Origin of the sequence: Bacillus cereus ATCC 14579, assembly GCF_000007825.1 — a bacterium.
Taxonomy (GTDB): Bacteria; Bacillota; Bacilli; order Bacillales; family Bacillaceae_G; genus Bacillus_A; species Bacillus_A cereus.
Genome location: NC_004722.1, coordinates 4,339,210 through 4,351,432, shown reverse-complemented (window position 1 = coordinate 4,351,432; position 12,223 = coordinate 4,339,210). Strand labels below are relative to the sequence as shown.

Here is a 12,223-nt window from a genome sequence, read left to right as displayed (position 1 = left end):
CTTTGGAAGAGTAAGGATGATTAGTATAACTAATAATCAGTGGAGATTACCCCACTGATTAAAGTTTCACCTTATTTCAAAAATGAAAGCTTACGAATGATAGGGAGACGACTTAACTCTTCTTTTCGAATGAGTTTGAAAGTGAAGAGAAGTACGATATAAACAATTGTTGTTAAAGTGATTTCCCATAATGTTTGTATGCCAAGGGAATGAGAGAAAATAATATATTTATGAAGATAAAAACCGAAGGCGCCTGCGATACCGATGGCAAGTCCGCCGAAAATATAGTCTTTTGCGTAAATGGTAAATGTAATCTTTTTTAAAACAGTAGCGTAGTGAAGAAATGTTACTGTTACAATATTTGCAGCAATAGCAAGTGCAACCCCCATCATTTGAAACTCTGGCCTTGATGCTAGTACAAAAATAACGATTAATTTCACGATGGCACCAATAAATGTATTCATCATTGCGGCTCTTGCTAAGTTTAAAGCTTGCAAAACAGAGGTAAGTGGACTTTGGAAATAATGAAATAAAAAACAAGGCGCAAGAAGTTGAATGAATGCTGTTGCGCTGTCTGATCCATACATAAGAGTTAAAACAGGAGAAGCGAATACGTATAATATAACGACAGACCATCCGCCGGTAATTAATGAAATTCGAAGTGCTTGTTGTAAACGGTGCTCTACTAATTTATGTTGTCTTTTTGCCATTGCTTCACTAATAGAAGGAACGAGCGCTGTAGAGAGAGCGTATGTAATAAAGGCGGGTAGTGATAGGAGCGGGAATGCATAACCGTTTAATATACCGTATTGCTGGGTTGCAACAGAAGCAGCGACACCAGCGATTGCTAAGCTTTGCATAACGACAATAGGTTCAAAAAAATATGAAACGGAGCCGATTAAACGACTTCCTGTAGTTGGAAGGGCAATATCCATCAGAGAATAAAATGTCCCTTTGCTTTCCTTTACAGTAGTGAAAAATCCAGAGCGTATTGATAAATGTTTTTCTCGCTGAAATAACGTGAGTAAAAATAATAAGGATGCAACTTCACCGAGAACAGCTGATAACATAGCGCCGGCTGCAGCATATTCTATGCCGTAAGGTAAAAATAATTGAATGCATATAGCGATAATGGTAATGCGGACGACTTGTTCTAGAACTTGCGCATAAGCGCTAGGTTTCATGTTTTGTTTCCCCTGAAAGTAACCACGCAAAACAGAAGAAACAGCAATAACAGGAACAACGGGCAAAATGGCCATTAATGGATAGTAGGTTCTTTCGTCGGTTAATAATGTTTTTGCTAAAATAGGTGTGAGGAACATAATTCCGATTGTTAAAATGATACTAATAACGGATGTAACAGCTAGTGATACGGTTAATATTTTTTTAACTCTTTGTTTATCGTTCACAGCTTCCGCTTCTGCTACAAATTTTGCGATTGCGACAGGAAGACCAATTTGTGTCAATGTAATTGCTAAAATGAATGTAGGAACGGCCATCATATAAAGACCAACGCCTTCTTCTCCTAAAATACGTGCCATTACTATGCGGTTGATAAAGCCGAGTATTTTTGTAATAAAGCCGGCTATCATTAAAATAAATGCGCCTTTTAAAAAGCTTTGTCTCGTCATGTTCTTCTCCTACCTTCTCAAAATCAATGGAATGATTTACAATAATTTATATGCACGTACGAGACAAGAATGACAAGCATTTAAGAGAGTGAAGTATGATAGTGCTCTTGAAAGTAGTTATTGCTGTCCATTAGAGCGGGATTAAAGCGACTTTTTCGTGCTGAAATAAGAAGGAGATGTTTATAGATGTTAGATAGAGAGGCTTTGGTAGAATCATACCGCGGACAGTTACAAGTCGTTTTAGAAAGTAAAGTAGAAGAGTTTCAAATGTTCGGTTACGACCGAGTGACAGATGATGACATTTGGAAGTTTCTTAAAGTGAAAAAGTGGAAGAAGATAGACAGCGATGTTAGATTGTATGAATTAGTTAATGACGTATTAACAGTAACAGCTAATGAATATATGACATATTTAACTGTTGAAGCTTACCAAGCGCCACTTTGGTCATTTGATGAGTACGAAAATAAATAACCGACTGCAATTGGTTTGTTCTTCCTTTTGCAGTATAATGATATGTATTGATAAAGAGGAAATAATTATGTCTAAGATTATATATAAAGGAGGTAGTGAAGAGGAAAATAAATGATGGAAGTGTAGGTAGTGTAAAAGCTTACCTATAGAGCTAGTGATGAACTAGCAAAAATTATAGAAAGGAAGTCTACTAACTAGGCGTATGCACACGTATAGCAGTGAATCGTAAGAGATTTATTGAAAGTGTTAGTAGCAGAAAGAGGGTACATATGGCAAAGCGTGGTACGAGAATTGCCGCCTTTTTCCTCATCGTCTTATTAATCGGTGGAGTAATTGGTGCGGCAGGAAAAGACATAGCAAAAGGAATTAGTCTAGGACTAGACCTTCGCGGTGGTTTTGAAATTCTGTATGAAGTAAAACCAGCCAAAAAAGGTGATAAAATCGATCGAGATGTACTTGTAAGTACAGTAGGTGCTCTTGAAAATCGTGTCAATGTTCTCGGTGTAAGTGAGCCGAACATTCAAATCGAAGGGCAAGATCGAATTCGTGTACAGCTTGCTGGTGTACAAGATCAGCAAAAAGCACGTGAAATGTTATCAACACAAGCGAAATTAACATTCCGTGATGTGGATGATAACCTTCTTATGGATGGAACGGATTTAAAAGGCGGCGGAGCGAAGCAAACATTTGATGAGCAAGGCCGTGCGAGCGTAGGTCTTACACTAAAAAGTGCTGAAAAATTCCGTGAAGTAACTGAAAAAATTTCTAAAATGCCACCACCAACGAATTTAATGGTAATTTGGCTTGACTTTGAAGAAGGAAAAGATTCGTATAAAGCAGAATCTGCAAAACCGAATCCGAAATTCTTATCAGCAGCAACAGTAAACCAAGTATTTAACCAAGCTGAAGTATCTATCGTAGGTGGAAACTTCACAGTTGAAAGTGCGAAACAACTTTCATCTTTATTAAATGCAGGTGCACTTCCTGTTGATTTAAAAGAAATGTATTCAACATCTGTTGGAGCGAAATTTGGTCAACAAGCGTTAGAGCAAACGATTTTCGCTAGTGCGATTGGTATCGCTCTTATTTTCTTATTTATGCTTGTATTCTACCGTTTACCAGGACTTGTAGCGGTTATTATGTTAGGGTTATACATTTTCGTTACATTACTTGTCTTTAACTGGATGCATGCAGTTCTTACGTTGCCAGGTATTGCAGCGTTAGTGCTCGGGGTAGGTATCGCAGTTGATGCAAATATTATTACGTACGAGAGACTGAAAGAAGAGCTGAAAATTGGTAAGTCAATGATGTCGGCATTCCGTGCTGGTAACCATCGATCATTAGCAACAATTCTAGATGCAAACGTTACGACTCTTGCAGCAGCTGGTGTGTTATTCGTTTATGGTAATAGCTCTGTAAAAGGATTTGCAACAAGTTTAATCGTAAGTATTTTAGTTGGTTTTATTACGAACGTATTCGGTACTCGTTTCTTACTAGGTCTACTTGTAAAGAGCCGTTACTTTGATAAAAAACCAGGATATTTTGGTGTGAAACAAAAGGATATTATTCCATTAACAAAAGGTGTAGTACATCCGCCAACAAGATTTGATCGTATTAATTTCGTAAATATCGGTCATAAATTCCTTATCTTCTCGATTGTAGTTGTAATTGCGGGTGCAATTATCTTACCAATTTTCAAATTGAATCTTGGTATTGACTTTGCGAGTGGTACACGTATCGACTTGCAATCAAAACAAGCCGTTACTGTGTCTGATGTTCATAAAGATTTTAAAGAATTGAACATTGATGTGAAGGAAGAAAATATTGTACCGACTGGAGATGACAATAAAGGTTTCGCAGTTCGTACATTAGGTGTTTTATCAAAAGATGAAATTGCGAAAACAAAAACATTCTTCCACGATAAATATGGTACAGATCCAAACGTAAGTACAGTTTCACCGACAATCGGTAAAGAAATTGCACGATATGCATCTATCGCAGTACTGATTGCTTCTGCGGTTATCATTTTATACGTAAGTATTCGTTTCCGATTTACGTATGCGTTATCTGCAGTACTTGCATTATTACATGACGCATTCACTATGATAGTTATGTTTAGTATCTTCCAACTAGAGGTAGACTTAACGTTTATTGCTGCAGTACTAACAATCATCGGTTATTCTATTAATGACTCGATTGTTACATTTGATAGAAACCGTGAATTATACAAACAGAAAAAACGAGTGCGCGATATAAAAGATCTAGAAGAAATCGTAAATGCAAGTATTCGCCAAACGCTTGGTCGCTCGATTAACACCGTATTAACAGTGTTATTCCCAGTAATTGCACTGCTTATCTTCGGTAGTGAGTCACTACGTAACTTCTCGTTTGCGCTACTTGTTGGATTAATTGTAGGTACGTACTCTTCTGTTTTCGTTGCCTCTCAAATTTGGTTAATGCTTGAAAACCGTCGTTTGAAAAAGGGAAGAAACAAGAAGAAGGTTGAGAAAGTAGAATCTGAACCGCAAGTATAGAAAAGATGATGTCTCTTTATGAGGCATCTCTTTTTTCGTTTGTGGATACAATAAGATAGCAACTTTTTAACAGAAAGAAGATGGAAGAAAGTGGTGGTGTTATCGCTGTTTTTGTTAAAATAAAAAGATAGGTTAAGAAAAGAAGGGATTTTAATTATGGAAAAAGATGAACGTTTTAAACAGGCCGAGTTTGGTGCTATTGTCGGGATCGTTGGTAATATTATATTAGCGATTGTAAAGGCGGTAATTGGTTATATTGGGAACAGTAAAGCGCTATTAGCGGATGCCGTGCATTCTGCATCAGATGTAATAGGTTCGCTAGCTGTACTTTTTGGATTGCGAGCGGCAAAGCAGCCACCTGATGAGGATCATCCGTATGGTCATGGTAAAGCGGAATCGATTTCAGCGATTATTGTTGCGGTATTATTATTTATTGTGGGACTTGAAATCGCGATTTCGTCTATAAAAGCTTTTTCGCAAGAACTAGAACCGCCGAAAGGAATTACGATATTTGCTGTTGTTCTTTCAATCGTCGTGAAAGAAGGAATGTTTCAATATAAATTCCGATTAGGGAAAAGAGTAAACAGTGATGCAATTATTGCAAATGCATATGAGCACCGTTCGGATGTATTTTCTTCAATTGCAGCTTTAATCGGTATTTGTGCAGCTATAATAGGTGGTAAGCTTGGTATAGACTGGCTTGTATACGCTGATCCAATTGCGGGATTAGTTGTTTCACTTCTTGTTGTAAAAATGGCATGGAGCATTGGAGCGGAAGCAATTCATGCAACGCTTGACCATGTTCTTCATGAGGAGGATGTTATTCCGCTTAGAGAAGCAGTTCTTCAAGTAGATGGTGTGAAAAAAATTGGTTCTTTATATGCACGGGAGCATGGTCATTATGTTATTGTCGATATTAAAGTGTCCGTAGATCCATACATTACTGTAGAAGAAGGACACCGTATTGGAAAACATGTGAAAGAAATACTTATGAAACAAGATAATGTACAAAATGTATTCGTACATATAAATCCGTATTCTCCAAATTAAACATCATTAACATTTTAGTATATAGATATTGCATCGTAGTTTGCATTATATTGTCACCCCTTAATCTGTCTTGTATAATGAACAGGTTAAGGGGTGATTTCGTGTTACAACCGAAGACGCGTTGGAAAGAAAAAGAATATAATGACGAGCGAGTGAGTGAATTAGCAAGTAAATTACAGTTATCGCCACTTGTCGTTTCGTTATTCCTCGGTAGAGGACTCGATACAGAAGATAAGATTTTAGATTTTTTAAATACAGAAAATCAAGAATTTCATGATCCATTTTTATTAGAAGGAATGGATAGAACGGGAGAACGTGTAAATAAGGCGATTCAAAATGGAGAGCAAATATTAATATTTGGTGATTACGATGCGGACGGAGTAAGTAGTACGACAGTTTTATATCTTGCTCTTCAAGAATTAGGTGCAGAAGTAGAATTTTACATTCCAAATCGTTTTACAGAAGGGTATGGACCGAACGAAGAAGCATTTCGTTGGGCGCATAGCGCAGGGGTCTCGCTAATTATTACTGTCGATACTGGTATTGCAGCGGTACATGAAGCGAATGTAGCGAAAGAGCTTGGAATAGATCTAATTATTACAGATCACCATGAGCCACCGCCAGAATTGCCAGAAGCACTTGCGATTATACATCCGAAATTAGATGGCGGTGTATATCCGTTTCACTATTTAGCTGGTGTAGGTGTTGCGTTTAAAGTTGCGCATGCACTATTAGGCCGTGTACCAGAACATTTATTAGAGATCGCAGTAATTGGTACAGTAGCCGATTTAGTATCACTTCATGGTGAAAATAGGTTGCTAGTGAAACGCGGTTTAAAACATATGCGTATGACGAGAAATATTGGTTTGAAGGCATTGTTTAAAGTTGCTAACGTTTCGCAAAGTGAAATTACCGAAGAGAGTATTGGTTTCTCAATTGCACCTCGTATTAATGCGGTTGGGCGTTTAGAAGATGCTGCGCCGGCTGTACACCTTTTATTATCAGATGATCCAGAGGAAGCGAAAGAGCTAGCTGAAGAAATTGATGAGCTGAACAAACTGCGAAAAGATATTGTAAAGCAAATTACAGAAGAGGCTATCGCTGAAGTGGAAAATAACTTCCCACCAGAAGAAAATAAAGTATTAGTACTTGCGAAAGAAGGCTGGAACCCAGGGGTAATTGGAATTGTTGCTTCGAAATTAGTTGAACGTTTTTATCGTCCGACGATTGTATTAAGCATTGATCCTATAAAAGAAACAGCAAAAGGCTCAGCACGTAGTATTGCAGGATTTGATTTGTTTGCAAATTTATCAGATTGTAGAGAGTTATTACCACACTTCGGAGGGCATCCGATGGCAGCGGGAATGACGCTACATATGAATGATGTAGATGAATTACGTCGCCGCTTAAATGAACAAGCAGATGCAATTTTAACAGAAGAAGATTTTATTCCAATTACAGCAGTTGATGTTTTTTGTAAAGTAGAGGATGTAACGCTAGCGGCAATTGAAGATATGCAAAAACTAGCCCCGTTTGGTGTTGGAAATCCGAAACCACGTATTGCAGTAAAAGATGCAGAGTTAGAAAGCATTCGCGCAATCGGATCAGATGGCTCTCATTTAAAAATGGCTCTTCGTGATGGACAAGCAACACTGGATACAATTGGATTTGGCTTTGGTGCATATGCGAAAGAAATCTCTCCAGTTGCAAAAGTATCTGTAATAGGAGAAGCGTCTATTAATGAATGGAATAACTTTAAGAAGCCACAACTAATGGTACAAGATATTGCTGTAGAGGCGTGGCAATTATTTGATTGGCGTAGTATGCGTAATGCAGAAGCAAATTTAGCAGAACTTCCGAAAGAAAAAATAACAATGGTGTATTTTTCTGAAGAGGTATTGAATAAATTTTCTTTAGAGAGCTATAAAGAAAAGCTCATGCATGCTTCAGAAGTAACGCATTTAGATGATCAATATATCGTGTTACTTGATTTACCAAAAGGAACAGATGAATTACGTGAGCTATTTAAGGTAGGATTCCCAGCGCGAATTTATACGCTATTTTATCAAGAGAATAACCACTTATTTAGTACAGTTCCGACGAGAGAACACTTTAAATGGTACTATTCTTTCTTAAGCCAAAAAACACCATTTTCTTTAAGACAATATGGAGAACAACTATGTCGTCATAAAGGTTGGTCAAAAGATACAGTAAATTTCATGACACAGGTGTTTTTTGAGTTAGAATTTGTTACAATAAAAGATGGCGTCATTTTTATGGCAGACAAAAAACAAAAGCGTGATTTAATTGAATCGAACACATATCGTGAGAAAATGAACCACTTACAATTAGAAAAAGAATTGGTTTATAGCACATATCAGCAACTATATACATGGTTTGAAACGATTCGTAATCATAAAGAAGTAGAACAGTTAGGGTAAAGGATTTGTATTTACAAACCTTTTAGATCTGAGGAGGATTCAGAAATATGGATTTCAAGCAACATATCGCAATTGTACCGGATTATCCGAAAGAAGGTATTGTGTTTAAAGACATTACACCTTTAATGAATGACGGTAAAGCATACAAAGCAGCAACAGACGCAATCGTTGAGTACGCAAAAGAAAGAGATATCGATGTTGTAGTAGGACCAGAAGCTCGTGGTTTCATTATCGGTTGCCCAGTTTCTTATGCGTTAGAAGTAGGATTTGCGCCAGTTCGTAAATTAGGAAAATTACCACGTGAAGTAATTACAGTTGACTACGGTAAAGAATATGGTAAAGACGTTTTAACGATCCATAAAGATGCAATTAAGCCAGGTCAACGCGTATTAATTACAGATGATCTATTAGCTACAGGTGGAACAATCGAAGCGACAATTAAGTTAGTTGAAGAGCTAGGCGGAGTTGTAGCAGGAATTGCATTCTTAGTAGAACTTACTTACTTAGATGGTCGTAAAATGTTAGATGGTTACGATGTATTAGTATTAGAAAAATACTAATCACTATATAGGTAAAACTACGGTGATAAAAAGTACCCGTGAATCTCTTGGAGAGGAGCGGGTACTTTTGTATAATTGAACAAAAAATTATGGTGAAATGTCAGTAAAATCTTTTCCTTTTCACAATTCACAATCATTGGGTTATAATGATAGAATATAATTTATTCTATTAAATAAAGATAAAGTCAATTTTCAATAAAAGGTGATTCGATGGCAAATGAGCAGGTACTAACAGCTGAACAGGTACTCGAGAAAGCAAGTCAATATTTAGCGGATGAAGATATTGAGCTAGTGGCACGTGCCTATGAATATGCACGTGATGCGCATAGCGAACAATATAGAAAATCGGGTGAACCGTATATTATTCATCCGATTCAAGTTGCAGGTATTTTAGTTGATTTACACATGGATCCAGCTACGGTATCAGCAGGTTTCTTACATGATGTAGTGGAAGATACAGAGATTACGTTAGAAGATATTGAACGGGAATTTAACAAAGAAATTGCTATGCTTGTTGATGGCGTTACAAAGCTTGGGAAGATCAAATATAAATCTCACGAACAACAACAAGCAGAAAACCATCGCAAAATGTTTATTGCAATGGCTCAAGATATTCGAGTTATTTTAATTAAACTAGCTGATCGTCTTCATAACATGCGTACATTGAAACATTTGCCTCAAGAGAAGCAGCGTCGCATAGCGAATGAAACGTTAGAAATCTTTGCACCTTTGGCACATAGACTCGGAATTAGTACTATTAAATGGGAGCTAGAGGATACGTCACTTCGCTATTTAAATCCACAACAATATTATCGTATTGTAAATTTAATGAAGCGTAAACGTGCAGAACGTGAAGAATATTTAGACGAAGTAATGACTGGTATTCGTGAGAAATTAAAAGAAGTTGCAATTCAACCTGAGATTTCTGGAAGACCGAAACATATTTACAGTATTTATCGTAAAATGGCACTGCAAAATAAGCAGTTCAATGAAATTTACGATTTATTAGCTGTACGTGTCGTTGTAAATAGTATTAAAGATTGTTATGCTGTGCTTGGAATTATTCATACGTGCTGGAAGCCGATGCCAGGTCGTTTTAAAGATTATATTGCAATGCCAAAAGCAAATCTATATCAATCTCTTCATACGACTGTAATTGGACCGAAAGGTGATCCACTTGAAGTGCAAATTCGTACGAAAGAAATGCACGAAATTGCAGAATTCGGGATCGCGGCACACTGGGCATACAAAGAAGGAAAAACAGCAGAAACAACAGGTACATTAGAGAAGAAACTCACATGGTTCCGTCAAATATTAGAATGGCAAAATGAAGCTTCTAATGCAGAAGAATTTATGGAGTCATTAAAAATTGATTTATTCTCTGACATGGTATTCGTCTTTACACCGAAAGGCGATGTAATGGAATTACCACTTGGATCTGTTCCGATTGATTTCGCGTATCGTGTCCATTCGGAAATTGGGAATAAAACAATTGGTGCAAAAGTAAACGGGAAAATGGTGACGCTGGATTATAAATTAAAAACAGGCGACATCATTGAAATTTTAACGTCGAAACATTCATATGGCCCAAGCCAGGATTGGGTAAAACTTGCTCAAACATCTCATGCGAAAAATAAAATTCGTCAATTCTTTAAGAAACAACGTAGAGACGAAAATATTGAAAAAGGCCGTGAACTTGTTGAAAAGGAAGTACGTGGTCTAGAGTATGAGATGAAAGAAGTATTGGCGCCGGATAACTTAAAACGCGTCGCTGAGAAATTTAACTTTGCAAATGAAGAAGATATGTTTGCAGCAGTTGGATATAGCGGAATTACAGCTTCGCAAATTGTTACGCGACTAACGGACAAGTTCCGCAAACAACGCGAAGAAGAAGAAATTGTTGAAGTTAAAGAAGTCCGTAAACCGATGAAAATTCGAAAATGGGATTCTGGTGTAAAGGTAAGCGGTGCTGATAATTTATTAATCCGTTTATCGAAATGCTGTAACCCAGTTCCGGGTGATGATATCGTTGGGTATATTACGAAAGGCCGAGGTGTATCAATTCACCGCCGTGATTGTGTAAATGTTCATACAGAAGAAGCTGTAGAACGATTATTAGAGGTAGAGTGGGAAGGTAGCCCTGAAAAAGAAATTGAGTATAACGTTGATATTGAAATTTCAGGTTACGATCGCCGCGGTTTATTAAATGAAGTACTGCAAGCTGTTACAGAGACGAAAACATACATTTCAGCTGTTTCTGGTAGAAGTGACCGTAATAAGATGGCAACAATTAATATGTCAATCTCGATTCGTAACTTACAACACTTGAAAAAAGTAGTAGAACGCATTAAACGCGTTCCAGAAATTTATGCAGTACGACGCATGATGCATTAATAGGGAGTGTAGAAAGATGAGAGTTGTTTTACAACGATCAAAGAAAGCGTCTGTCACAGTAGACGGTGAGATCGTAGGACAAATTCCGTTCGGTTTAACATTACTAGTTGGCATTACGCACGAAGATACAGAAAAAGATGCAACTTACATTGCGGAAAAAATTGCAAACTTACGTATTTTTGAAGATGAGAGCGGAAAGATGAATCATTCTGTACTTGATGTAGAAGGACAAGTTCTATCTATTTCGCAATTCACATTATACGGAGATTGCCGCAAGGGCAGACGTCCAAACTTTATGGATGCTGCGAAACCTGATTATGCAGAGCGTTTATACGATTTCTTTAATGAAGAAGTTCGTAAACAAGGATTACATGTGGAAACAGGGAAGTTTGGAGCAATGATGGACGTTTCTTTAATCAATGATGGTCCGGTGACCTTAATTGTAGAAAGTAAATAGTGTTCATAAAAAAGAGAGGGTTATATAATCCTCTCTTTTTTATACATTGTTGTATGTTTTGTTCATTTATTTGGAATCAATAGCAGTTTCGGTTATGTATAACTCTCTCATCAATATGGAACAATAAAAAGTAAAACATCCATATTGAATGTGAGGGATATACGTATGCGTATGAATGAAAAAGGGCATTCTGTTACAAATGGTGCAAATCAACTGTTTAACGTGAATTTTCATGATTTTATTTCAAAAGAGCAAAACAATACTTCAATGGAGCTTGCTTCGGAGTTTGGGATTTCTCTTCAAGATGTAAAGCGTTTAAAGAAGCAGATTGAACGTTCTTAGAGCACTTGACAATCCTACTTAACAAACGTATAGTAATTTTATATTTACATATGAATATAACCGTTGATAGAGAAGAGTAAATGAGACACACATGGAAAGAGAAGGAATGTCTTAGGCTGAAAACATTTCTGCATGATGACTGATTGAATGACACTCTAGAGGTTTCAACTTGAACGGCATATATGCTTAGTAGGGATGAACGCATATTTAAGCGTTATTAAAAAAGTGGAAGCATACGTGCTTCAATTAGGGTGGCACCACGGGTATAATACTCTCGTCCCTACTGTTTAAACAGTAGAGGCGGGAGTTTTTTTATTTTTATTAAGATTAAAACAATTTGAGG

9 protein-coding genes and 1 other annotated feature are annotated in these 12,223 nt (G+C 37.0%); of the genes, 8 read left to right on the top strand and 1 reads right to left on the bottom strand.

From position 1 onward, the window contains the following. Positions 1 to 71: 71 nt before the first annotated feature. A complete protein-coding gene (gene spoVB, locus BC_RS22020; protein WP_000198301.1) occupies positions 72 to 1,631 on the bottom strand; it encodes a stage V sporulation protein B in 1,560 nt (519 codons plus the stop codon). Between the two features lie 186 nt (positions 1,632 to 1,817). On the opposite strand from spoVB, the gene BC_RS22015 reads away from it, so the two are divergent. From BC_RS22015 to BC_RS27760, 8 genes are all read left to right on the top strand, one after another. Next, a complete protein-coding gene (locus BC_RS22015; RefSeq protein ID WP_000886980.1) occupies positions 1,818 to 2,102 on the top strand; it encodes a post-transcriptional regulator in 285 nt (94 codons plus the stop codon). A 269-nt stretch (positions 2,103 to 2,371) separates the two neighbouring features. Beyond that, positions 2,372 to 4,636, top strand: a complete 2,265-nt coding sequence (gene secDF, locus BC_RS22010) for a protein translocase subunit SecDF (RefSeq protein ID WP_001119070.1) — start codon at positions 2,372 to 2,374, stop codon at positions 4,634 to 4,636. A 156-nt stretch (positions 4,637 to 4,792) separates the two neighbouring features. Continuing rightward, on the top strand, positions 4,793 to 5,686 hold the full coding sequence (locus tag BC_RS22005) for a cation diffusion facilitator family transporter (RefSeq protein WP_000409743.1): 894 nt from the start codon (positions 4,793 to 4,795) through the stop codon (positions 5,684 to 5,686). A 101-nt stretch (positions 5,687 to 5,787) separates the two neighbouring features. Next, on the top strand, positions 5,788 to 8,127 hold the full coding sequence (gene recJ / locus BC_RS22000; RefSeq protein ID WP_000941223.1) for a single-stranded-DNA-specific exonuclease RecJ: 2,340 nt from the start codon (positions 5,788 to 5,790) through the stop codon (positions 8,125 to 8,127). A gap of 47 nt (positions 8,128 to 8,174) precedes the next feature. Next, a complete protein-coding gene (locus BC_RS21995; protein WP_000346215.1) occupies positions 8,175 to 8,687 on the top strand; it encodes an adenine phosphoribosyltransferase in 513 nt (170 codons plus the stop codon). Between the two features lie 210 nt (positions 8,688 to 8,897). Further along, positions 8,898 to 11,081 (top strand): GTP diphosphokinase, encoded by a 2,184-nt coding sequence (gene relA / locus BC_RS21990; protein WP_001262795.1) that lies wholly within the window; start codon positions 8,898 to 8,900, stop codon positions 11,079 to 11,081. Positions 11,082 to 11,097: 16 nt separating this feature from the next. Further along, the gene (locus BC_RS21985) at positions 11,098 to 11,538 is read left to right on the top strand and encodes a D-tyrosyl-tRNA(Tyr) deacylase (RefSeq protein ID WP_001266965.1); all 441 of its coding nucleotides are present in this window, start codon (positions 11,098 to 11,100) and stop codon (positions 11,536 to 11,538) included. Positions 11,539 to 11,703: 165 nt separating this feature from the next. Continuing rightward, positions 11,704 to 11,880 (top strand): hypothetical protein, encoded by a 177-nt coding sequence (locus tag BC_RS27760; protein ID WP_001242605.1) that lies wholly within the window; start codon positions 11,704 to 11,706, stop codon positions 11,878 to 11,880. Positions 11,881 to 11,934: 54 nt separating this feature from the next. Next, positions 11,935 to 12,165, top strand: a binding site (T-box leader). Positions 12,166 to 12,223: the final 58 nt, after the last annotated feature.